This is a genomic window from Ningiella ruwaisensis (genome assembly GCF_004798935.1).
Taxonomy (GTDB): Bacteria; Pseudomonadota; Gammaproteobacteria; order Enterobacterales; family Alteromonadaceae; genus Glaciecola; species Glaciecola ruwaisensis.
Genome location: NZ_RAHT01000007.1, coordinates 211,173 through 233,998, shown reverse-complemented (window position 1 = coordinate 233,998; position 22,826 = coordinate 211,173). Strand labels below are relative to the sequence as shown.

At 43.7% G+C, this 22,826-nt stretch carries 19 protein-coding genes; 9 read left to right on the top strand and 10 right to left on the bottom strand.

Features of this window, described 5'->3' with window-relative positions:
* Nucleotides 1-55: 55 nt before the first annotated feature.
* Nucleotides 56-940: a LysR family transcriptional regulator gene (locus D6V41_RS15110; protein ID WP_136252367.1), complete on the top strand. Its 885-nt coding sequence runs from the start codon at nucleotides 56-58 to the stop codon at nucleotides 938-940.
* A gap of 16 nt (nucleotides 941-956) precedes the next feature.
* On the opposite strand, the gene D6V41_RS15105 is transcribed toward D6V41_RS15110, so the two are convergent.
* Both D6V41_RS15105 and D6V41_RS15100 read right to left on the bottom strand, forming a co-directional pair.
* Complete coding sequence (locus D6V41_RS15105; protein ID WP_136252366.1) at nucleotides 957-1,727, bottom strand: hypothetical protein; 771 nt, start codon at nucleotides 1,725-1,727, stop codon at nucleotides 957-959.
* Nucleotides 1,728-1,761: 34 nt separating this feature from the next.
* Nucleotides 1,762-2,502: a sensor histidine kinase gene (locus D6V41_RS15100; protein WP_338324271.1), complete on the bottom strand. Its 741-nt coding sequence runs from the start codon at nucleotides 2,500-2,502 to the stop codon at nucleotides 1,762-1,764.
* Nucleotides 2,503-2,730: 228 nt separating this feature from the next.
* On the opposite strand from D6V41_RS15100, the gene cysB reads away from it, so the two are divergent.
* Nucleotides 2,731-3,705, top strand: coding sequence for an HTH-type transcriptional regulator CysB (gene cysB / locus D6V41_RS15095; protein WP_136252365.1), 975 nt, complete (start codon nucleotides 2,731-2,733; stop codon nucleotides 3,703-3,705).
* Between the two features lie 21 nt (nucleotides 3,706-3,726).
* Nucleotides 3,727-6,255, top strand: coding sequence for a CehA/McbA family metallohydrolase (locus tag D6V41_RS15090; protein WP_241664561.1), 2,529 nt, complete (start codon nucleotides 3,727-3,729; stop codon nucleotides 6,253-6,255).
* A 65-nt stretch (nucleotides 6,256-6,320) separates the two neighbouring features.
* Here the strand turns inward: D6V41_RS15090 and D6V41_RS15085 are convergent, their stop codons facing one another.
* The 3 genes from D6V41_RS15085 to pabB all read right to left on the bottom strand — a co-directional run bounded on the left by D6V41_RS15085 (nucleotide 6,321) and on the right by pabB (nucleotide 10,210).
* On the bottom strand, nucleotides 6,321-7,694 hold the full coding sequence (locus D6V41_RS15085) for an L-serine ammonia-lyase (RefSeq protein ID WP_136252363.1): 1,374 nt from the start codon (nucleotides 7,692-7,694) through the stop codon (nucleotides 6,321-6,323).
* 169 nt (nucleotides 7,695-7,863) lie between these two features.
* On the bottom strand, nucleotides 7,864-8,454 hold the full coding sequence (locus D6V41_RS15080; protein WP_136252362.1) for a CoA pyrophosphatase: 591 nt from the start codon (nucleotides 8,452-8,454) through the stop codon (nucleotides 7,864-7,866).
* Nucleotides 8,455-8,488: 34 nt separating this feature from the next.
* Nucleotides 8,489-10,210 carry an aminodeoxychorismate synthase component I gene (pabB, locus tag D6V41_RS15075; RefSeq protein ID WP_136252361.1) on the bottom strand — a complete coding sequence of 574 codons (1,722 nt, stop codon included), beginning with the start codon at nucleotides 10,208-10,210 and terminating at the stop codon, nucleotides 8,489-8,491.
* A gap of 72 nt (nucleotides 10,211-10,282) precedes the next feature.
* On the opposite strand from pabB, the gene D6V41_RS15070 reads away from it, so the two are divergent.
* From D6V41_RS15070 to D6V41_RS15060, 3 genes are all read left to right on the top strand, one after another.
* Entirely contained in the window at nucleotides 10,283-11,812 is a 1,530-nt protein-coding gene (locus tag D6V41_RS15070) for a fumarate hydratase (RefSeq protein WP_136252360.1), read from the top strand.
* A 162-nt stretch (nucleotides 11,813-11,974) separates the two neighbouring features.
* Entirely contained in the window at nucleotides 11,975-13,603 is a 1,629-nt protein-coding gene (locus D6V41_RS15065; RefSeq protein WP_136252383.1) for a DNA recombination protein RmuC, read from the top strand.
* A gap of 82 nt (nucleotides 13,604-13,685) precedes the next feature.
* Nucleotides 13,686-14,234, top strand: coding sequence for a YkvA family protein (locus D6V41_RS15060; RefSeq protein ID WP_136252359.1), 549 nt, complete (start codon nucleotides 13,686-13,688; stop codon nucleotides 14,232-14,234).
* A gap of 274 nt (nucleotides 14,235-14,508) precedes the next feature.
* On the opposite strand, the gene D6V41_RS15055 is transcribed toward D6V41_RS15060, so the two are convergent.
* Genes D6V41_RS15055 through D6V41_RS15040 form a run of 4 tightly spaced genes read right to left on the bottom strand, consistent with a single transcriptional unit; the run spans nucleotide 14,509 to nucleotide 18,275 of the window.
* Entirely contained in the window at nucleotides 14,509-15,594 is a 1,086-nt protein-coding gene (locus tag D6V41_RS15055; protein WP_168711055.1) for a sugar phosphate isomerase/epimerase family protein, read from the bottom strand.
* 17 nt (nucleotides 15,595-15,611) lie between these two features.
* The gene (locus D6V41_RS15050) at nucleotides 15,612-16,829 is read right to left on the bottom strand and encodes a hypothetical protein (RefSeq protein ID WP_136252357.1); all 1,218 of its coding nucleotides are present in this window, start codon (nucleotides 16,827-16,829) and stop codon (nucleotides 15,612-15,614) included.
* A 27-nt stretch (nucleotides 16,830-16,856) separates the two neighbouring features.
* Entirely contained in the window at nucleotides 16,857-17,264 is a 408-nt protein-coding gene (locus tag D6V41_RS15045) for an OsmC family protein (protein ID WP_136252356.1), read from the bottom strand.
* Complete coding sequence (locus tag D6V41_RS15040; protein ID WP_136252355.1) at nucleotides 17,265-18,275, bottom strand: CvfB family protein; 1,011 nt, start codon at nucleotides 18,273-18,275, stop codon at nucleotides 17,265-17,267.
* Nucleotides 18,276-18,345: 70 nt separating this feature from the next.
* Here D6V41_RS15040 and D6V41_RS15035 point away from each other — a divergent pair, with 70 nt between their 5' ends.
* The 3 genes from D6V41_RS15035 to D6V41_RS15025 all read left to right on the top strand — a co-directional run bounded on the left by D6V41_RS15035 (nucleotide 18,346) and on the right by D6V41_RS15025 (nucleotide 22,301).
* Nucleotides 18,346-19,071, top strand: a complete 726-nt coding sequence (locus tag D6V41_RS15035) for a 5-oxoprolinase subunit PxpA (protein ID WP_136252354.1) — start codon at nucleotides 18,346-18,348, stop codon at nucleotides 19,069-19,071.
* 65 nt (nucleotides 19,072-19,136) lie between these two features.
* On the top strand, nucleotides 19,137-21,425 hold the full coding sequence (locus D6V41_RS15030; RefSeq protein WP_136252353.1) for a 5-oxoprolinase subunit B/C family protein: 2,289 nt from the start codon (nucleotides 19,137-19,139) through the stop codon (nucleotides 21,423-21,425).
* Nucleotides 21,426-21,443: 18 nt separating this feature from the next.
* A complete protein-coding gene (locus tag D6V41_RS15025; protein WP_136252352.1) occupies nucleotides 21,444-22,301 on the top strand; it encodes an aminotransferase class IV in 858 nt (285 codons plus the stop codon).
* Nucleotides 22,302-22,354: 53 nt separating this feature from the next.
* Here the strand turns inward: D6V41_RS15025 and fur are convergent, their stop codons facing one another.
* Nucleotides 22,355-22,783 (bottom strand): ferric iron uptake transcriptional regulator, encoded by a 429-nt coding sequence (gene fur / locus D6V41_RS15020; RefSeq protein ID WP_136252351.1) that lies wholly within the window; start codon nucleotides 22,781-22,783, stop codon nucleotides 22,355-22,357.
* Nucleotides 22,784-22,826: the final 43 nt, after the last annotated feature.

Below are 22,826 nucleotides of genomic sequence, written 5' to 3'. Positions count from 1 at the left end.
AAATTGATAAAAATAATTTATTAATAGCGGAAGAAATCACTAGGCAAAGGTAACCATGTCTGTATCACATAAAAACCTGCTGGCTTTTGTTAGCGTAGCGCAATCAAGCACATTCGCTGAGGCTGCTGAAAAGCTTTACTTGTCTCAGCCTGCCTTGTCTACTTCAATTAAAAATTTGGAGTCGCAGCTTGGTGGGCTTTTATTCGCCCGTTCAACTCGAAAGGTATCGCTCACTCCTGAGGGCCAGGCATTTTTACCCGTTGCTAAACGTTTATTGGCTGACTGGGATGGCGCCATGAATGATGTAAAGGATTTGTTTAGCGTACAAAAAGGGCGTTTGACGGTGGCGGCCATGCCATCTTTTGCAGAAGGTCCTCTTGCCGATATCTTACGCCGCTATCACGCAGATTATCCGAATATAGCGATTCGTGTGCTCGATGTTGTTATGGAGCAGGTGATTGATGCGGTAAAGGCGAATCGGGCCGACTTAGGCTTTATTTTTGAGCCTGAGTCGCAGCAAGGTCTGCGATTCAAAGCTCTCATGCAAGACGATTTTTGTGTGCTTATGCCCGCTGGTGAGTTAACAAAAACAAATCATAAAAGTATGTTTCAATTGAGCGATTTGCAGTCAAAGCCAATGGTTGCCATGAACAAAGGTTCGTCTATCAGAAAATGGGTAGACGATGCATTTGCAAAAGAAAACATTGCGTATGATTTAGTGGCAGAAGCCTCTCAATTGGGAACATTAGGTCAGCTCGTAAAATCGGGTTTAGGATGGGCAATTGTTCCGCAGCTTTGCAATCAGCAGATGCAGGCTAAAGGTTTAATTTGCGCTCCACTTTCAAGCCCTACGCTGAGTAAACAAGTTGGCGTTATTGCTAATGCAAATACGCGGCTTTCAAGCGCAGCTCTAGAGCTTTGGGATAGTGTAAGTATCTGAACTTAATTGAAAAGACTTACCATTTTTTCTTGGGTGCAAACAGCTCTTCGATGTCTTCTTTTTCTTTCGCTTTTTCATCCAGGATGTGTTGCACATTTCGGTCTTTAACCACACTCTCCAAGTTCATGAGCATGTCTTGTAATTCGCGCGTTTTATTGGTGGTGTACTCAAACTGAGGTTTATGTTTTGCCAATGCTGCCAGTGCCTTTTCAAGATACTGTCTGGCAGAACCCTGCATTTTATTTGTAACGGCGTCATTGGCGCGTTTGTGAAGCGTTTCGATATTCACTCGTAATTGTAACTTTTCAATAGCCGAGTCTTCAGCCTGGTAGACATCAGCAGGAATATTGCCTTTTTTAAACTCGCTTCTTAATATCACGCGAATTTTTTTAACGGCCTGAATGTATTTAATTATGATTTTATCTGACTTTGGCAACACAAAGGCAGATTGATCAGGCATGGGCTCGTCAGGATTGATTTCTTTGACTGCTTTTTGCAATTCCTCCACTTTGCCTTTTAAGTCTGGGCTTGGATTTTGTTCATAAATTTCTATTAGCGCTTCCAAAGATCGTTTGCGAATAATTAATATTAATCGCTTTGAAAGAGGCATTTTGGTAGCTGCGCTGTGCGCCATCTCACTTTCGTCCAGGATGGTGCGATATTTGTTAATTTCTTCGCGTTTTTTGGCGGCCTTTCGTTCGTTGTGCTGCTGTACCGCACTTGCGGCAATGCCCGCTACAATTAATGCTGCGATGAGTATGATGATAATGATATAAGTCTGATTCATAATAGTCCGGCCACTTCCAAATGAGTCATTTCGATTAAGGAAGTCGCAGCGTAAAAATGCTGCCGCCTGTATCTTTGCTGTTGGCAAGTTCGATACTTCCGCGCTTACCACCGTTTTTATGGGTTTGTGCCATCAGGCGAGCAAAAAAGAGGCCCAAGCCGGTTCTACCTTCACTGATACAATGTTGGTCAAGTACTTTGCTTGACATGGCCAGCATGCTATCTGGATATCCGGGACCATCATCTTCCACTTTTACCACCAGATAATCGTCACGTACATCTGCTGTAATCGAAATGTTTTTACAGCCATAACGCACAGCGTTAATTAACACATCGTGCAAAAGTAGATAAATCAGTTCTCTGTCTAAGTACCAGGAGAGGTCTTCATCCACAGATAAATTCACTTTAATGTTTTGCTGTTTGGTATAAATGGCGTTGGTTTCTACGATTTCGTCAAAAAGCTCAGCAATAAATACTTCGTCGATATTGACGGGTAGGGCGTTTAATTCAGCGCGATAGAGTGACAGTACTTGCACCAAAGTTGTGTTCATCCTGTTGGCTTCATAATGCACGCTGTTAAGACTATTATGAGCCTGTGTCACTTCTTTGGGGATCACATCAGACATTTGTTCAATACTTTGCATGAGCAAGCTAAGCGAGTTTTTCATATCGTGAATAGCCACAGCAATGACCGACGAAAAATCGACCATTTCTTTTGTCTGCGCTTTTGTCTGCGCTGAGCTGTGTTTAGTCTGTTGCAATTGAATATCTGTCACTTGCTTTATCCATGTTGAGTAAAATTATCTTGAAGTAAGCGTTAAAAGTACTTGCAAAAGCCTTGGAAATACGGTTTCTTATGCACTTAAGTTAGATTGCCCAAACAAATCTCACTAAATTTACATAAGACTTATCGGCCGTTCTGCCATTAGCTTAAGTCCAAGAGAAGTAAAACTACGCAATAAACCTAACGGTAAAAAAACACGCTAAATTTGCTAAGGCCTTAAATGAAACTGCAACAACTCCGCTACATCGTTGAAGTGTTAAACAACAACTTGAACGTTTCAGCTACTGCTGAAAACCTCTACACCTCACAGCCAGGTATCAGCAAGCAAGTCAGAATGTTAGAAGATGAACTCGGCATTCAAATATTTGGAAGAAGCGGAAAACATTTAACGCACGTCACAGAAGCGGGTAAAGAAGTCATTAATATCTCGCGTGAGATCCTGGCAAAAGTTGAAAGCATAAAGGCGGTAGCACGTGAACATACCTTGCCAGATCAGGGTAAGCTGAATATTGCAACGACTCACACTCAGGCGCGCTATGCCTTGCCCGATGTGATCCAGGGATTTATGTCAAAATATCCGCGGGTGTCGCTACATATGCATCAGGGAACACCCTCACAAATTAGTGATTTGGCGGCAAAAGGTGAAGCCGATTTTGCAATTGCTACCGAATCACTTCATTTGTATAACGATTTGGTTATGTTGCCGTGTTATCACTGGAATCGTTCAGTGATTGTTAATAAAGCGCATCCTTTGGCAAAAAAGACATCCATCACCATTGAAGATATCGCCAAATACAGTTTGGTGACTTATGTGTTTGGTTTTACCGGGCGCTCAGAATTGGATAGAGCATTTTCAAAAGCAGGGCTTGAGCCTAAAATCGTGTTTACCGCAACAGATGCAGACGTAATAAAAACCTACGTAAGATTAGGGGTTGGAGTTGGCGTTATAGCTTCAATGGCTATTCATGAAAAACTTGATGCCGATTTGGTCAAAATTGATGCCAGCCATCTATTTGATTACAGCACCACCAAAATAGGCTTTCGAAAAGGCTCATTTTTACGTAGTTATATGTACGAATTTATTGAGCGTTTTGCACCACATTTGACGAAAGACGTTGTTGAGCGAGCTATGATGCAAAAGAACAACGATGAGGTAGAGAAAATGTTTAAAGGATTAACTTTACCGGTGAAATAGTGTACTAAGAGAATGCCCTTCATGAAAAAAACGGCGAACAAAATTAACGGTATTTACTTTTTTATTGTTGCAGGTTTTACACTAAGCATTTTTCAAACGGGCGTTCATGCACAGTGGACGCATCAGTATTCAAAGCTGGATGACTTTGGTCATCATATCTATTTAGAACAGCATGAACTTCCGGTTTTTTCGCATGGCGTTACTGACCCTGCCGCATCTCCTGACGGGCGTCACCTTGCCTTTGCTTCAAAAGGATGGATTTGGCTGCTGGATCTTCAAACCGGTGTTGCTACTCAGCTTACTCAAGGCTCTGGTCAAGATTCGAGTCAAGCGTCAGATGGAGAGTCAGGTAAAGGCCCCGGCATTGATTCTCGACCTCGCTGGTCCAACGATGGCACTAAACTCAGCTTTGTGCGTGATTTCGGTGACGATACGGCGATTGTAGTTAAAAACCTCCAAAATAACGCTGAACAAGTAATTAATACGCCAGCTATTGAACTTGACCCTGAATTTTCAAGCACCGATACGCACTTAGTTTATAGCAGTGGTCAATCTGGCTCGGTTGATTTACAGCTTTATGATTTTAAGACGAATACGAGTCAGGCCTTAAGTGAATTGACGCAAGTTGAGCGAAATGCAAGATGGTTGTCAGGACAAAATGCCTTTGTCTATTTGCATGGAGAAGGACCGCTTCGCGCGCTTAGAATGCGCAATCTGACCGACGGTAGCGATATCCTTATACACCAGCAAACCCTTACCTACCATTTGAGTAGTGACACTCATCCAGGCTTACCCTTGATTGTATTTAGCGCGCCTTTTGATAACGACTACCATCTCTGGACCATGGATCTTGCGTCACCGGAGGTATCAAATCGGCTTACACCACCAGGAAGTTTTGCGCTGACACCTAGCTTTAGTGCAGATGGTAATACAATTTATTTTGTGACTTTAGATGAAAAACGACAGTTTATTTTGATGAAAATGCCTACCCATGGCGGTGAAGCACGGCGCGTTGAGATAAGGCAATGGAAATACCAAGTACCCACGGGTCAATTGAATCTTAAAATTGCCTCAGATAATAAACGCCCGGCAGTGATGAGAGTATCCATTACAAGCGAAGATGGTCATCCTGTTGCCAATCCAGAAGGCGCCAGCTTTATCGATTCAAATACCGACAGACCTTATTTTTATGTCGATAAAAGCCTTTCTTTGAGATTTCCAAAGGGTAATTACACTGTAGAGGCCGTACAGGGGCCACAAACGCAAGTCATTCGAAATACGCTGAGCGTCAAATCAGGAAAAGTGACAGAGCTGAGTCTTTCCCCTGAGCCTATCTGGGATGCTGTTTCCAATGGATATTTGGCGGCAGATTTTCACGTGCATTTAAACGGAGATGGTCATCACCGGGCAAGTCATGAAGACGCGCTGTTGCAAATGCAGGGAGAGAATTTGCATATGCTGAGCCCTCAGTCCTGGAATCGCTGGGAGCGTCGAATCGACCAAGCCATTGTTGGTAAAATCAGTAAAGCAGAGGGTGGTAACACGGCGTTTTGGGTGCAACAGGGTCAAGAAGTACGCTCGCATTTTCACGGGCATCTTGGGCTAATCAATGTCAGCGAGCCGTTTTATCCGTGGTTTTTTGGCCCCAACAACCCAGTGTTAGGCGATCCAGACCTCAGTAATGCGCTGGTGTTTGAATATGCAAATCAAACAGGCGCCTTTGCCACTTATGTACATCCTGTTTCAACAGATGGTGACCCTTTTAACGAAGACAATATCTCAACGATACCGCTTGAGTTAGTGAGCGATGGCGTATTAGAGGACAATATGGGGCTAGAACTGGTATGTGCCTGGACAAGTCCGCTTGGAACTGCACAGTTGTGGTACCGGTTTTTGAATATTGGCAAACCGGTGGTCGCGATGTCGGGTACAGATACGTGGATTGATTTTCATCGCACGCCAGCAGTAGGGACTGGGCGTGCTTATGTCCGTTTGCCAGATACTTCAGAATCATCAGTAGACAATATAATTCAAAGTGCATTAGCAGGTCGAAGCGTGCTTTCAACCGGTCCGATGATTGAGTTTACTATTGGTAATAATTCACTGCCGGGAGACACGGTAGCATCTGGACAGCAGCCTTATTCAATCAATATATCAAGTGTAAATGCACTTTCTAATGTGGAAGTGATTGTAAATGGCGAAATTGTTGCCACACATGCTGCGGCCAAAGCGGGCGCAACTTCAAACTATGAAGGTAAAATAAATCTTCCTGAAAATGGCTGGATAGCTGTACGAGCCTACTCTGAGAGTAAAAACGAGGATGAATGGCCAAGCATGCACGTAAGAGCATTTGCTCATACTTCGCCAGTGTGGATAAACACCGTTGCTAGTGTTGACCCTATGGCAAGAAAACAGGCCAGTCTGGATTTGTTAAAAGCCATTGATGCATCTGAAAGGCGAGCAAAAGCGGCCTACGGTGAACAAGAAATGCCCATCTTGTACAAACGCTTTAACAAAGCGAGAGAGCGATTAAATTACTATCTAGAATAGCCTGAATTATAAGAGTCAGATGGGTGTAAATCATTTCGCTAAAGCCTGATATGCTTATTTTATGTTCAACACTCAATAATATTAACGGCTAAGCCACCTCGAGCGGTCTCTTTATACTTTGTTTTCATGTCGTTCCCAGTATCCCACATGGTTTTGATTACCTTATCTAGCGACACTTTTTGCGTGCCGGTGCCGCGCAAGGCCAAACGAGACGCATTTATCGCTTTAATTGCACCCATTGCATTGCGCTCAATGCAGGGAACCTGAACCAGACCGCCTACCGGATCGCAAGTTAAACCAAGATTGTGCTCCATGCCAATTTCAGCCGCATTTTCAACGGATTCAACAGTGCCGCCTAAAATCTCTGTAAGCGCACCGGCGGCCATAGAGCACGCTACACCTACTTCTCCCTGACACCCAACTTCGGCACCGGATATTGAGGCATTTTTCTTATACAGTATGGCGATAGCACCGGCGGTCAGTAAAAATCGACAGGCGGTATCATCGTCCATCGGGCGAATAAATTTATGATAATAGGACATTACCGCCGGAATGATGCCGGCCGCTCCATTTGTAGGTGCGGTAACCACTCGCCCGCCAGCCGCATTTTCTTCATTAACTGCCAGGGCAAACATATTAACCCAGTCCATCACCTGCATCGGGTCGTCGTTCTTTTCATTTTGCAAACGACGATAAAGCGCAGGAGCACGACGCGCAACCTTTAAACCGCCAGGTAACACGCCTTCAGTCTCAATTCCGCGATTAATGCATTCTTGCATTACATTCCAGATAGTGACCAACTGCTCGCGAGTTTGTTTGTCAGATCTCAGGGTTGCCTCGTTTTTCAGCATGAGCGAACTGATTCGAAAGTTGTTTTCCTTGCAGTGAGCAAGCATTTCCGCAGCGGTAGAAAAGGGAAAGGGGGCATCCTGCTGTTGCTCAATGATTTTCTCTTTCTTCTGCGCTTCAAATTCAGATTCTTCAACAATAAATCCGCCGCCAATGGAATAATAGGTACGAGAAAAAACGCACGCATCGTTTTTCATTGCAAATAAGGTCATACCATTGGCATGTAGCGGAAGGGTCTTTCGGCGGTGAAATACAATGGCGCCGTCTTTTGGAAAGCCAATATCCTTTTTTTGCATTAACGAAAGCGTTTGGGTTTTATCCACATCCGCAAGCATGGCATCAACTTGATCCACTGGAACATTGTCAGGTGTGTAACCAAGCAGGCCTAAAATGACGGCTTTACCCGTTCCGTGTCCTTTCCCGGTTTGTCCCAAGGAACCAAATAGCTCTGTGCGAATGGTCTCTACCTGGTCAAAGTGGCCCTCGGCTTGTAAATCCAAACCAAATTGTCGAGCAGCGCGCATGGGGCCAACAGTGTGTGAACTGGATGGGCCGATGCCCACTTTAAACATATCAAATACGCTGATCATGCAAGCTCCTATAAATCGCACCGTCACTTGAATAAAGGTGATAAACCAAATATTTCGAATTAGCTTGTTAGTGTCACACAGCTACGTGCTTTAACAAGCGAAATATATTTATCCTAGATATTAGTTTTGTTATTAATTTGTTGCAAGTTCAACTAATTGACTGCTTGAATTAGGTATGAAACAGGATGTGGTCACGTAAATGGGCCATCATACCGGCGGTTGCGCCCCAAATAACGTGGTTTTCATGATAAACATAATACACCGGAAAATGCAGTTCGCCGCGATGGATATGATGAACAAAATAATTTTTCTTGTTCATTAAGTACGCGAGAGGCACTTCAAATACCTCACCTACTTCATTTTTATCGATGATTAAATCGTCAGGTACATTCACGCCGAGTTTATGTTTAGCGACAATGGGCGTGACGGCAAAACCACTTATTGTGCGGTAGGGGGGCAATTGGCCAATCAGCGACAAATGCTCTGGCGCAATGCCGATTTCTTCTTGCGCCTCACGGTAAGCGGTGTGCACAATCCCCATGTCGTCATTTTCAGCCTTGCCACCGGGAAAACTAATTTGTCCTGCATGATGTTTTAAATGAGTAGCGCGCCGAGTAAAAATGACCTTTAAACCATCGTCTGTTGGGTTTAAACAAATAAGCACGGCGGCAGGGCGCTTTGACTGAGGAAAGGGTTCTCCCGCGTCGCGCTCTACTAGCCAGGGTTGATTAAACGCTGCTAAAAAATCTCTTTCATCCACCTCAGCTTACCTTTTGTTCCATATCTGTTTTAAACTAAACTTTACTCTTGTTTATTTGATGATTTATTTCGCTTTTTGTTTCATTTTCATCCCATTTGCTACGCGTCTCCGCCAGGCTTGGCAATATTTTAGACACTTTGTGAAAGGATTCCTGGTACTCATCCTCAGCCTCAGAATCAAGTACAATCCCACCGCCAGCCCAGCAATACAAGCGCTGATTTTCAGCAAGGAGCGTGCGGATGCAAATGTTGGTATCCATATCGTCACGAATGCCCACATATCCAATACTGCCACAATAAATAGCGCGCTTATCCGGCTCCAACTCCTGAATGATTTGCATTGCCCTCACTTTTGGTGCGCCTGTTATAGAGCCACCGGGAAACGCGCCAGATAAAAGTAAAAAAGGATTGGAATCATCTTTTAGCTCACCAACAACCGTACTGACCATATGATGCACCGCCGGATAACTCTCCAGTTTAAAAAGGTGCGGTACTTTAACCGAGTGTGCTTTGCAGTGTTTACTTAAGTCATTTCTGAGTAAATCCACAATCATTAAATTTTCAGCCCGGTCTTTTTCTGAATGCAATAATTGCTCGGCAAGCGCTGCATCTTCATCTGCGTTTTTAGCTCGTTTTCGAGTGCCCTTAATAGGTTTGGTAATCACTTTGCCCTCTTTAAGCTGTAAAAAGCGCTCAGGTGATACGCTTAATACAACTGATTTCTTCAAGCGCATAAAGCATGAAAAAGGGGCTTTGTTGATTTTTCTTAAGCGTAAGTAAGCATCCCATTCAGAGCCTGTGTAAGTGGCGCTAAAGCGCTGCGCAAAATTCACTTGATAACAGTCACCGGCGCGAAGATAAGCATCAATTTTTTGCATATTTTGATGATATTGCGCCCGAGTCATATTCGATTGCCATTCACTCGTTAACGAAAAGCCGCTCTCGATGACATGCGATTTAGTCTTTGCTTTCGCAAACTCACAGGAAACCTTGTTGTCCTTTATTTTGTCTGTTGAAACAGACAAGCCGAGTCTATCAAGCCAGTCGATGTCGGCTTTGCCAAGAGAATGTGGCGTGTGTTTTGGTTTTTGTGTATTTGCTGACTTTCGCGTTTGCAGCCTGTATTGATTTTCCGCCACAGTAGGGTGAACAAAATATACTTTATTATCTATGTTATCGAAGATTAAGCTGCGCGAATAAAACCCAACTGCAATATCGTCTAACGCGTACTGATTTGGTGCGTCATCCTGAATATGGTCAGTAAGGGTATTTATATCGTAAGCGAACAATCCAATAGCACCGGCTAAAAAGGGCAACTCATCGGTTTTTGACTGACATTGAGGTGAAAGGGCAAATGCTGTACAAAACCAATCGTGTAAACGGGCTAAATCTTCAAACGGGGAATGGACGAGTTTTACCTTATCAATGCTCTGCGCGTTTTCTGTGTCAGTGATTTGTCCCATATCAATCTTCGCTTTCTGCTGCTTAAATCGATAAGTAAAGAGCGGAGAATAACTTAGAATATCAAAGCGCCCATCGCTAAGGGTATTTTTACAGGTATCTAATAATACGGCACCGTTAAGCGCCTGAACCTGCGCAAAAATCTCTGGTGCGTCAATGTCTGTTGAGTCAATACCTGGAGCGTCAATACACGAAGCATTTTTTTCTGTCGCATTTTCGGCGTCTGCCACAGGTGAGCGCGTTATTGTTAATTCAGTCAGATTTAAATAGCGAGATGGCATATCAATTCTCGGCATTGGTCTTCGTCACAATACGTTGTAGTATACGTGGCAAATAAAACGGACAACACCTTTTTATATGGGGACTTTATGACCACTATTCGCCAACAAGATTTTATCGATAGCATAGAAGATGCCTTGCAATTTATTTCTTATTATCATCCTCTTGATTATATTCAAGCCGTTGAGCAGGCTTATCACAAAGAAAAAAGCCAGGCGGCAAAAGATGCAATGGCGCAAATTCTTATTAACTCTAGAATGTCGGCAGAAGGTAAGCGACCAATCTGCCAGGATACGGGGATTGTTACCTGTTTTGTTAAAGTGGGGATGGGCGTCACATGGGATAAAACCGATTTGACTATCCAGCAGATGGTTGATGAAGGAACGCGTCGGGCTTACCTCAACCCTGATAATCCATTACGGGCTTCTATAGTTGCTGACCCTGCCGGAGCGCGCAAAAATACCAAGGATAACACGCCTGCGGTAGTGCATATCGATATGGTTCCGGGCGATAAAGTAGAAGTGATGATTGCAGCGAAGGGCGGTGGCTCTGAGAATAAATCAAAAATGGTCATGTTGAATCCAAGTGACGATATCGCAGAGTGGGTGGTAAAAACGCTTCCAACCATGGGTGCAGGATGGTGTCCACCGGGTATGCTGGGTATTGGTATTGGCGGTACCGCGGAAAAAGCAGCGGTACTGGCAAAAGAAAGTCTTATGGATCCGGTAGATATGCCCGAATTACTGGCACGAGGACCACAAACAACGGAAGAAAAATTGCGCGTAGATATTTTCAATAAAGTAAATGCTTTAGGTATAGGCGCGCAAGGCTTAGGTGGTTTAACAACCGTTGTAGATGTAAAAATTATGTCTGTACCAACGCATGCGGCTTCAAAGCCCGTTGCAATGATCCCCAATTGCGCAGCGACTCGCCATGCTCACTTTCATCTTGATGGTTCGGGGCCAGCCGAGTTAAAACAACCAAAACTGGAAGATTGGCCAGAAATTACCTGGGAAGTTGGCGAAAACACGCGTCGCGTTAATTTGGATACCGTGACAAAAGAAGACGTGAAAGAGTGGAAAGTTGGTGAAACCTTACTGTTAAGCGGAAAAATGCTGACAGGAAGGGATGCTGCTCATAAACGCTTGCAAACCATGTTCGATAACGGAGAAGGGCTGCCAGACGGTGTTGATTTAAACGGCAAGTTTATCTATTACGTGGGGCCAGTAGATGCGGTGGGCAACGAAGCAGTAGGGCCAGCAGGTCCAACAACGGCAACGCGCATGGACAAGTTTACCGATATGATGCTTGAAAAAACCGGTATACTTGGCACCATTGGTAAGGCAGAGCGCGGTCCTGCAACGGTAAAAAGCATTGCCAAGCACCAGTCGGTATATCTTATGGCAGTGGGTGGCGCAGCCTACCTGGTTTCTAAAGCCATTAAAAAAGCCCGCGTGGTAGCCTTTGAAGACTTGGGAATGGAAGCGATTTATGAATTTGAAGTGGAAGATATGCCTGTGACGGTAGCAGTGGACTCAAGTGGCGCGAACGCACATGAGACGGGCCCTGCAATATGGAAAGCTAATATCGCTGAGCTTGACGCTGCTTTATCTAAATAAGGCTTTTACTTTAGTAAGTGGCTCAGTTTGCACAGATGGCTTTAGTGCAAAGGCCCTTATCAGGACACCTATAGGACATTAACAGGAGAGGCTTCATTGAGCGCTTGGGAATTTTTAGTAGCAAATCCCTTTTATTTAGTCACGGCAAGCGTACTGGTGAGTATGCTTGTTGCTGTCATTGTTGTTTTGTCTATCAGCAAGCGACATCAGCTTCAGCGATATGAGCAGCAACAACAGCATGAGAAAGTGCTCAGTGAACTTGAGCACCAAATTAGCTTGCAGCATCAGCAGTATAGTCAGTTGGAGCTGCAATTAAGCGCTCAAAGTAGTCAACACGATGCACAAGTGAACAAGCTGGAGTCTACTTTAAGTACTTATCAACAAAAACTGTATGAAAGTGAGCGCAAACGCGGGGAGTCTGAGCAGCAAAATCTGCAGTTGGAGGAACAGCGTGCCCAGCTTAGTGAATTAAAAGCTCGCTTTGAGTCTTTACAGACTGACTATTCTGCGCTTCAGGCAAGATTTGAAGCAAATCAGGCAAGTATTGCTCAAGAACGCAAGGGCTTTGATGAAAAGCTTAGCTTACTTGAAAACGCAGAAGCGAAACTGAATACGCAGTTTGAGAATCTCGCCAATAAAATTTTTGAGCAAAAGTCAGAAAAATTCACCAAAACAAGTGAGTCAGGATTAAATCATTTGCTAAGTCCGCTCAAGCAGCAAATTGAAGACTTTAAACGTCAAATTACGGAGCAATACACGCGTGAAGGACAAGAGCGTGCTTCACTGAAAACCGAAATTTTGGGATTAAAGGAGCTCAACAAACAAATTACTGAAGAGGCCGCCGCTCTAACCAATGCGCTTAAAGGGGACAATAAGCAGCAAGGAAACTGGGGAGAGCTGGTCTTAGAGCGCATATTAAGTGAATCAGGCCTGAGAAAAGGGCACGAATACGAAGTCCAAATATCGGTTAAAAGTGAAGAAGGTAAACGCTACCAACCGGATGTTGTTGTTCATTTGCCCAACGAGAAAGACATTGTCATTGATTCCAAGGTGTCCCTTGTAGCCCATGAACGCGTAGTAAATGCACCTGATAAAGAGGCGCGATTGCGCGCACTCAAAGAACACGTTGCTTCCATAAAAGGACACATTAAAGGCTTGAGCAAAAAGGATTATCAGGATCTGGCGGGTGTGAAAAGCTTAGACTACGTGTTGATGTTTATTCCCATTGAGTCTGCTTTTATAAATGCCGTAGAGCAGGAGCCTGAATTAATTAAGCTGGCGCTGGACAATCAGATTATGTTGGTGAGTCCCACAAATTTATTAGTGGCATTACGCACCATCAATAATATTTGGCAATACGAATATCAGAATCAAAATGCCAAAACGATTGCGGATAAAGCCGCTAAAATGTACGACAAATTCGCGAATTTTGTGCTTGATATGGAAAAGTTAGGTCGCAATCTGCAAACCGTTCAAACCAGTTACGACGGCGCAATGAATAAACTATCTACTGGCAACGGTAATCTGATGCGACAGGCTGAAAGTTTTAAAAAACTGGGTATCAGCAGCACCAAGCAAATTGACAAGAAATATTTTGAAGCTGATGCCGATGACGATGAATTAGACGAAATGGTAGAAGGAAAAGAGCAAGACGGCAAAGAGCAAGAAGGAAAAGAGCCGGAAGCAAATACAGACTCTGATCCTAAATCAAACAAAAGGCTTTCAGGTACATCTTTGGAAAAAAATAAGAAAAAAGCAGACTTAAAAGATCAAAAAAGTGCAAAGCTTTAAAAACTAGCTTATGCTAGAAATTGATCGAAAGGGGCAATACTTCACAAGACCCTGTGCATAATTTAAGAAAAGGGAATAAAGCATGGCTTTAGATATTAATATTGAACTTAATGATAGCGATTTAGAACACTTTCGAACCTTGATGCAAACGGCCGTTGATAAAGCGAAAGGCTTACCGGCAGAAACAATCATAGAACGTGCTCAGGCACTTTGTGCTGAAATGGAAAATGCCAACGTGCCAGATTTTGTGGCCAAACGTTTGGTATCGCTAGAAATGTTAATAAAAGCAATTCAAGATGAAGACTGGCAAATGCCTGAAGATGAAAGGTTAGAAGTACTTACGTCGTTAGCCTATTTTGCCGAGCCCCACGATTTAGTGCCTGACAATATTCCTGGATTAGGCTACTTGGATGACGCCATCATGATTGAACTGGTGATCCGTGACATGTCTTTGGATCTGGAAGCTTACCAAGCCTTTTGTGCATATCGCCATACCGAAACTAATCGTAGAGGCGAGGCCTCAAGTGTAGATAGAGGAGCGTGGTTAGATGCTAAACGCTCGGAATTGCGTTCGCGCTTGCGTAGAAATAAATCAAGTTCGACTCGCCGCCGGTTATTCCGAGTCATGTAATTTTCGCGAGTCCTTGTCTTCTCGCTGACAAGGCATGCATTTTCAGTTATATGTTTTTCGCCTGGCAGAATTAGTCAGGCTGTAAGCAGATAATGCCGCTGAGATAATGCCGCTGGAGATAACGCCGCCGTCAAGAGCTCATACAAAGCCAGTGTAAAGGCTTATAGAAATCGTGGTCGCTGTTTGGAAGCCCTAACTTTGGAAGCCGTAAAAGCTAAACCAATTGGCGGCCACAGGCCTTTAATCACTTTCAACTACCTTCAACTACCTTCAACTACCAAACCCGTTTTAGTAAATCTCGCGTTTGTTTTATTCCCGTGACCGGATCGCCGCCGTGTCCTTCATATTCGACGCTGTGATAGCCATCAAAATTATGCGCTTGCGCAATCTTAACCATGCGAGCAACATCAATCGTTGTTTCATTGCCTTGCTTATCAAAATCATAGGTTTTTACACTAATGCAGTTGGTAAAAGGCATCAGCTTTTCGACCCCTTCGTAGCGGTCATAAACCTGCTCGGTTTGCCAAATTTCCGTTTCAGACCATTTAAAATTATCGTAGTCTAACAGCACCTGAAGGGCATCGTGGTTTGCCTGCTCCATTAATGAGACCAGCCAATCGGCGTTACTCGACAGGCCACCATGATTTTCGACCAATAAAATGAGTCCCTGCGATTTGGCGTAATCTGCAAGCACAGTACAGCTTTCCATTGCGTTAGATAATTGCGTGTCCCAATCACCAATGCCGTGGGTGTTAACACGCACTGAGTTACAACCTAGCTTTGCGGCAACATCAATCCATTTTATATGGTTTTCAACGGCTTGCTTGCGCGCCTGCACTTCGTTATGGGCAAGAAAGCCTTCCTGATCAAGCATGATATTGTTGGTCACAATTTCGTTATCTTTGCAGCGTTGACGTAATTCCTTCCAGTAACTGTCATTGTTTACCTGATCAAAATAAAAGGTATTTACAAAGTCAACGGCGTGAATATCAAAGGTTTCTTTTACATACTCGGGAAACATCAAAGGAGAAAGCTCACCTTGAAGCACGCGTTCTGGTGTGGTTTTTAACCAGGCTTGCCACTGTTCATAATTGTTATTAAAGGTATCGCCAAACTGAGCGCGCTGCAGTGCCCACTGGGCCAGAGATAGCTTTAGCTCCGGTTTTGTAGTGCTGTCAGTGGCATGGGCAGTTGTTGCGTTTGGGTTTGAGAAGGAATTGTCGCTTCTGGAGCACGCGCTAATAGCAAGCGCAGCGCCTGTATACATCATTGCTTTAGTAAATTGCCTGCGCTGCGTATCAATGCAATGCGCACCAAAACCCAATGTTTGATTCTGTTGTTGTTTGTTTTTATTGCTCATGCCAGTCTTCCTTCGCATTAGGGTTGATTTTGTAAAGCTTGGTATTCCTGATTGCTGATGTCAAATACGTACAATAAGGCGTGTTTTGCCTGATCTTGCAGTGGATCAGACGGATCCGTTGCGATGCTAAATAGCTTATTTTTTAATTCGCCAGAGCGAGGAATAACACCCGTATGAATACCGTCCAGTATGCTGTATCTCGCCTCAAGGTCGTTTTCTTCCTGGATCAGGCGATTGGCTAATTGTTCACGCTGTTGAGTGTCGCTAAAGCGCAAAACATGATTAATTAGGCCGTAGGGAAGACTTTCATCTGCACTTTCATAACTTTCATAACTTGCGCCGTTATCTATCGGTAGGTCATTGTTATTGGTGTTTGCCTGAGTATTTATTCTTTCTTCCAAAAGGGAATTTAATGAATCGACAATTTGCTGTCTTTCAACATCACTTACCTGATAGGGCATAATCAAATCCAGAGCATCCATTTTCATTTGCATTGGCTGTGCTGAATACAAGGCGATATCCACCAGGCCATTTACAATCTCGGGATTATTTGTTGAGTTATAACTGTTTCGTACTAAATGCATAAACTGCTGACGGGATTTTGGGTCGTTAAATTGTGAAAGCTGAAGCGCAAGATTATCCATTGCTTCGTAACCTTTTTGCTCAGGTAAGCCTTGAATAATAGATGTTGCATAATGAAATGCATTGGATTCAAAATCCAGTGTAAGCAAATAATCCATTAAGGTGGCAAGTTGCGAAGGGGAGTTGGCAAGCACTTGTCGCAACTCATCAATGGCTTGCGTAAACATTTGCATTTCTTCTTCAGAATTTGGCTCCGATAAGGCCAAAAGCGCATTGAGCATAAGCACCACATCTTCATTGCTATCTATCTCTGCTGGACTATCAGCTTCGCTAGCTTCATTATTTTGCTCGTCTTTGGACGCCAAATCTGAGTTATCATTGTTCATTGCGTCAGCGCCAGTGATCTTTTCTTCACCGGTACTGCCTAAGGAAGCAAAATCCCATGCATGCGCTTTCTTGCCTGTATTTCCTCGCTCAGCGGAGTTGTTTGTAGCGTCATTTGCGAGAAGCCTGTCTTGGTCATCAACATGTTCCAGCAAGCTATTATTGCCGTTTTCATTGCCGCTTTTGTTTCCCAACAAATAGCCGCCACTAAACGCCAGGGCGGCGATAATGAATGTAATAACAAAAGAGCTGCTGTTTGGTTTTTGCACTGTTTAATAAACCTATTTCAACACGTTTTATGTTTCTCGAATTTCATAGCTTGTTTTTATATCGACTTTTTCATTTAGCATCAACATTACTGAACAATACTTTTCACTTGAAAGTGCTACCGCTCGTGCCAGATGCTTTTCGTGCACATTGGACCCAGATACCACGTAGTGAGCGCGAATATGCGTAAACACGCGAGGCGGCTCATCAGCGCGCTCGGCACTTAATTCACAATGGCAGCTTTCAATGCCTTGTCGCGCCTTTCGCATAATCTCAACAACATCAACTGAAGAGCAGGCGCCTACCGATAACAAGACGGCCTGCATGGGAGACAAGCCCTCACCCTTACCATCTAGATACAAGGTTTCGCCGCTATCCATTTTGCCATTAAAACCAAGTCCGTTCTCGCTCGGTACCCAAGATACGCTTGCTTTCATTTACTGCTCCTTATTTAGTTTTATGTAATCTGGACTGATTGTAATTTTACGCGACTTGTATAACTGTCCCAGGGCTTTTTTATAGGCGCCTTTACTGACATTAAATCGCGTGCGGATATCTTCTGCACTGCTTTTATCGGTGAGACTTGAAATCCCGCCGTGCGCTTTTAAATCTTCCAGAATTTGCGCATTAAGGCTTTGACGCTGAATTTTATCGTGCCGCTGAAGGCTAACGTCTATTTTTCCATCGTCTCGAATTTTACTGATAAAACCCTTGTGCGTATCGCCAATATGAACAGGCTTAAACAAATCGCTTTTGTAAAGCAAACCTTCATATTTTTGATTGATCACGGTTTTAAAACCGAGCGGCGTTTCGCTGTAAATCAATAGATCAACTGCCTGGCTGTAATCCCACTGGCTTGGCGCATCTTCTAAATACTGCTCAATCTTGGTGGTGGCAAACAATTTACGTTCTTTAGGATGATGGACGAGCCTTACCACTGCGGGCATGCCAACAGCAATCTGGGAGTGCGTATGTTGCTTGGGCGCAAATAAATCCCTGGGTAAGCCCCAGTCTAAAAAGGCGCCTGCTTGCGTGATATTAATGACTCTTAAAGCGGCCAGGTCACCCATTTGGATATGTGGTTCGGTAAGGCTTGCATGTACTTGTTTATCTTCTGAGTAAAACAAAAATGCTGAAATTACATCGTCTACTTCAAATGGCTTTGTGTCTTTTTTTGTATTAGTGTTGCCAAGCGCTAAAAAAACCTCTTCCTGATCTATTGAGCCCGCCTCTAAGCCCGATGCTTCATTTTCTATCGTTGATTTATTTTTGGTATTAACAGGTCCCCAGGGGCTTTTAGCAAGATTTGTATCAAGCGCCTCTCGCTCAGGCTTAACATGAGCTTGCTGGTGTTTAGTGGTCGAAATGCGCTTATCTTCAACCAGAATACAGCCAGCAGGGTTGATTTCTTTAATTCGAAGACGGTTGATTTTTCCAATTTGAAGCATATGGTACTTCTGTAAACTATGATAATTTGGACCAGTATAGCAAATCCGATATGAGGAAGTATTTAACTTGATGAAACTAAACGCAGACCTAGGTGAGAGTTTTGGTCATTGGCAGTCAACAAGTGACGAAGACATAATGCCTTTTATTGATCAAGCGAATGTTGCCTGCGGATATCACGCAGGGGATCCAAAAGTGTTGGCTAAAACTATTGCCTTGGTGAAAGCGCATAATGTAAGTCTGGGTGCGCATCCCTCATATCCCGATCTACAAGGATTTGGACGTCGTAGCATGCGTATACCCGCGCTGGATCTTATCCCGATGCTTCATGCACAAATCGCTATCGTAGAGGGGATGGCCAGGTGTCAAAATGTGACCTTAGATTACGTGAAGCCACACGGCGCCTTGTATAACGATATGATGCAACATGCACAAGTGTTTGAAGATGTCGTGTTGGCCCTTAGTCAATATCATCAAAAGTATCCTTTAATGATTCAAGCGCTGGCTAACAATGATTTTCATAAAGAATTGGCAAAAAAACATAGCGTTCAGTTGATTTTTGAGGCCTTTGCCGATAGACGATATACCAAAACTGGATATCTGCTCAGCCGGCAGGAAGAGGGTGCTGTGCTGAGTGAAGAAGAGGCATATCAGCAAGCTGTCGGTCTAATACAAAGAAACGAGGTTGTGGCGCAAAATGGCGATGTAATTGCGCTACAGGCAGACTCGCTTTGTGTACATGGTGATTCACCAAGCGCATTGGCCTTAGTCAGGCGTATAAGAGCTAGGTTGGAATAATAGGTCTCACGCATGCCTTTTATAAAAGCAGTCCAAGCAATCGCAGATGAATAATAAGTGTGCAAATGCAACTAAAAAGAAACCCGATAAATACACTGAGTTTACAAAATGAGACCAAATTCCGGCTGTTTCAAACTTGTCTAAACAATGATCAGACAGACGCAGATCTCAAAGAGCAAGGTGAAGCATTTTCAATCATTCTGCAATGGCTTAACGAAGAGACGGTTCTACTCACTCCTGAGTTTGAAAAGGCCTATGCCAAAACATCACAGGCGTATCTGCTAAGAGCAAATGCACTGGTTCAACAATTAAGCGCAGATTTGGCAAACTCTCCGCCAGCCTGGTTAGCAGATTTGGTTCCTTCTTTTGATTCACTGCTTGTTGGCTTTACGTTAAACGTTGACCACTTTGCGGTAACAGCCTATTTAAAATCGCTTTGCAAAGATAGTTTAGACGCATTTAATTTTGACACCCATCTAAATGCAAGTAACGAAAATAAGGGGGATGAAGCGCGGCATACTGGCGAAAACAATACGTCATATCATAAGGAAGCAAATAGCACTTCAAGCCATGTTATCGAGGTATGTTATGAGCCAGAACTGCAGGCAGCAATGGTGGACGCATTTAAAAAGGATCCGGCTTTAGCGACTATTGCCAAGCCAAGCTACGAAAACGACATCAGTGCAGTTGAGCGTCATACCCAACTAAGTGCCAAAGACATTATCGATTTACATTGTGCAAAGCCTTATCGTGTTTTTACCGTTGGCTTTTTGCCTAATTTTGCTTACATGGGTTTAACTGATAGCAAACTTACTATGCCGCGTTTATCTTCACCGCGAACAAAAGTGCCTGCCGGTGCGGTAGCAATTGCAGATAATCAAACGGCTATTTATCCACAAACCTCGCCGGGCGGATGGCATATTTTAGGCTACACCTGGCAAGATCTAAGCGGTGGCGATAATGCTTCGGTCAATTTCATGGCAGGTGAGCAGGTTCAATTTAAGTCAATTAGCATAACGCGCTTTATTGAACAATATTTAAAGCGCCTGTCAGATAATCATCAATCCTTAAGTGCCCACCAAAATAAGCTTGCTTCAGCGACAAAAACGACTCAAAGGCAGGCGAATAATAAAAGTAAGTCAGCCGTCTTAAGCATAAAAAACAAAGGCTTTTACTCACAGTTAGTTGACGCGGGGCGAAAGCAAAGCATGGCTCAAGGCTTTACGCCATCAGGTGCGATGGACTGGCGAGCCTACATGCTTGGAAATGCTCTACTTGGAAACGATTTGCATGCTCCTGGTATTGAAGTTTGTTTAGGGCCTTTTGCATGCGAATTTAATCAAAACGCTGTTGTATCAGTAGTGGGCGCTAGTGCCAGCATTTTTATAAACGGAAAAGCTGTCGAGGCACGTTTTGGCGTGTTAGCACTTAAAAAGGGTGATGTACTTGAAATTAAACAAATAGGAGAAATCAATGCCAGCTCTAACCTGTTTTGTGATCACTTAATAAATCTTATTGGCAGGCAAAATGTCCAGGAACAGGCTCATTCGTTAAACACAGCAACACAAGGATTAGTTTTAGGCGGAATGCGCGTATATCTTGCGATTCAGGGGGGGATAGATGCGCCACTTCTTTTTGATTCAGTGTGTAGTGTGATGAGAGAAGGCAGCGGCGGTTTAAATGGTGATGGTCAGGGGCTTCAAAACAACGATGAGCTATATACCAAACCCTTTAAATCATCTGAACAACACGTTGCGACAACGCTTTTGTCAGATGATGAAATAGACGAAGTACTATCCTCAAACATTTTTAAGCGCTTTAAAATGCCTTATCGTAAAGCCTGGCAGCAATACGATCTTGCTTATATTATGAATCAGGCATCAAGTGATGATGAAAAGACGTTCATGCATTATGGAAATGATCCTGCAGTTAACATCCATTTACTTCCGAGCTATCAATGGCAGAATTTTAATCGCTCTGAACGCAGCAAGCTTTTTGTCAGTGAATTTAAAACTACACAGCAAAGCAGTCGTATGGCGATCAGGCTGGCGGGTGACAGTTTAAAAATAAACGACAAACAATTGTGGTCACAGGGTTTATGTAACGGCGCCGTGCAATGTGCTGGAGATGGGCAACTCATGGCGATGCTCAACGACCGGCAGACTATTGGGGGGTATCCTGTGATTGGCGTTGTTGATGCTATCTCACGCGGCATTTTGGCGCAGCTTAAGCCTGGAACAAGCATTCGTTTTGTGCAAAGTGACATTCTGCAAAGTACCTATAATCAGCATATGTTTATACGCTTCGCTTTACAGGTAAAAGAAAGTGTTCTAAAAAGGTGCGCTAAGCGCTAAACATTTGAGAGAAAGTAAATGCCAAAAGTTCTGCTAAACGGGAAATTTGTTGAAGAGCAAGATGCCAAAATTTCACCTATGGACAGGGGGTTTTTATTCGGTGATGGCATATACGAAGTGATCCCCTGTTATGCACAAAAACCAGTTGGGCTGAAGTTACACCTAGCGCGCATGAACAATGGTCTGTCTGAAATTGGCATTCGTTATCGCGCCGACCTCGACGAGTGGCAAGACAATATTTCCCAATTGCTTAAACAATTCGATTCACCCGATATGGGGATATATATTCATATAAGTCGAGGCGCAGATATAAAGCGCTTTCATGCCTATCCAGACAATATTAGTCCTACCGTATTCGCCTATGCTTTTAATATTGCGCCATCCCAAATTTTAGACCGGGAAAAGGCGCGTTCATTTAGTGTAACAAGCGCTCAGGATCTGCGCTGGCAGCGCTGCCATATAAAGTCTACGTCTTTGCTTGGAAATGTGATGCATTTTCAGCAAGGGCAAGATGCGGGAACCGACGAAGTTATTTTGTATAACGATAAAAAGGAAATCACAGAGGCCGCAGCATGCAATGTTTTTATAGTTAAAGACGATGTGATTTACACACCTCCTTTAGATAATCAGAAACTGCCCGGTATTACGCGTCGCATCATTTTGGATGCGCTAGAGAAAGCAGGTGGCTTTGATGTGCGCGAACAAATTGTGCCGCTAAGCGCACTTAATGACTGTGATGAGCTGTGGATCACTTCAAGCAGCAAAGAAATAGGGCCGGTTACCAAGATTGATGGACGAGTGCTTGGCGATGGGAAGCCCGGCCCAATGTGGCTTGCCGCGCAGCAAGCTTACAATGCTTACAAGTTTTTGTGTTGATATTGAGAAACTAGTCCTCGCACCTAATATGTCGTCTTTTATCGAAAATTGACTTACTCAATATCATCATCACAGTTTTCTTTCTGGCATTCACCGTAAAGATACAAACTGTGATGGGTTAACTTCATATCGTTCTGTGCGGCAATTTCTTCTTGTCTGCGCTCTATCATATCGTCTTCAAACTCGATCACTTTGCCGCACTTTAAGCATACAAGGTGGTCGTGATGGGCCTTGTGGCTAATTTCAAAGACTGATTTGCCGCCTTCAAAGTGGTGACGGTTAAGTATGCCTGCATCGTCGAATTGGTTTAAAACGCGATAGACCGTTGCCAAGCCAATTTCTTCGCCTTGATCAATCAATATCTTATACACATCTTCAGCGCTAATATGCTGATTACTGGGTTCTTGAAGGATCTCTAAAATCTTTAGGCGTGGGAGCGTAACTTTGAGGCCAGCTTTTTTTAATTCTTTATTTTGGTCCATGTGCGTCCTGACGTTCTGCAATTCTTCCGGACATTATAAGGAA

What these genes read in the sequence shown, in the direction of transcription:
- D6V41_RS15110 (WP_136252367.1), top strand. Translation starts at nt 56, where the DNA reads ATGTCTGTATCACATAAAAACCTGCTGGCTTTTGTTAGCGTAGCGCAA.
- D6V41_RS15105 (WP_136252366.1), bottom strand. Translation starts at nt 1,727, where the DNA reads ATGAATCAGACTTATATCATTATCATCATACTCATCGCAGCATTAATT.
- cysB (WP_136252365.1), top strand. Translation starts at nt 2,731, where the DNA reads ATGAAACTGCAACAACTCCGCTACATCGTTGAAGTGTTAAACAACAAC.
- D6V41_RS15090 (WP_241664561.1), top strand. Translation starts at nt 3,727, where the DNA reads ATGAAAAAAACGGCGAACAAAATTAACGGTATTTACTTTTTTATTGTT.
- D6V41_RS15085 (WP_136252363.1), bottom strand. Translation starts at nt 7,694, where the DNA reads ATGATCAGCGTATTTGATATGTTTAAAGTGGGCATCGGCCCATCCAGT.
- pabB (WP_136252361.1), bottom strand. Translation starts at nt 10,210, where the DNA reads ATGCCGAGAATTGATATGCCATCTCGCTATTTAAATCTGACTGAATTA.
- D6V41_RS15070 (WP_136252360.1), top strand. Translation starts at nt 10,283, where the DNA reads ATGACCACTATTCGCCAACAAGATTTTATCGATAGCATAGAAGATGCC.
- D6V41_RS15065 (WP_136252383.1), top strand. Translation starts at nt 11,975, where the DNA reads ATGCTTGTTGCTGTCATTGTTGTTTTGTCTATCAGCAAGCGACATCAG.
- D6V41_RS15060 (WP_136252359.1), top strand. Translation starts at nt 13,686, where the DNA reads ATGGCTTTAGATATTAATATTGAACTTAATGATAGCGATTTAGAACAC.
- D6V41_RS15055 (WP_168711055.1), bottom strand. Translation starts at nt 15,594, where the DNA reads ATGAGCAATAAAAACAAACAACAACAGAATCAAACATTGGGTTTTGGT.
- D6V41_RS15045 (WP_136252356.1), bottom strand. Translation starts at nt 17,264, where the DNA reads ATGAAAGCAAGCGTATCTTGGGTACCGAGCGAGAACGGACTTGGTTTT.
- D6V41_RS15040 (WP_136252355.1), bottom strand. Translation starts at nt 18,275, where the DNA reads ATGCTTCAAATTGGAAAAATCAACCGTCTTCGAATTAAAGAAATCAAC.
- D6V41_RS15035 (WP_136252354.1), top strand. Translation starts at nt 18,346, where the DNA reads ATGAAACTAAACGCAGACCTAGGTGAGAGTTTTGGTCATTGGCAGTCA.
- D6V41_RS15030 (WP_136252353.1), top strand. Translation starts at nt 19,137, where the DNA reads ATGCAACTAAAAAGAAACCCGATAAATACACTGAGTTTACAAAATGAG.
- D6V41_RS15025 (WP_136252352.1), top strand. Translation starts at nt 21,444, where the DNA reads ATGCCAAAAGTTCTGCTAAACGGGAAATTTGTTGAAGAGCAAGATGCC.
- fur (WP_136252351.1), bottom strand. Translation starts at nt 22,783, where the DNA reads ATGGACCAAAATAAAGAATTAAAAAAAGCTGGCCTCAAAGTTACGCTC.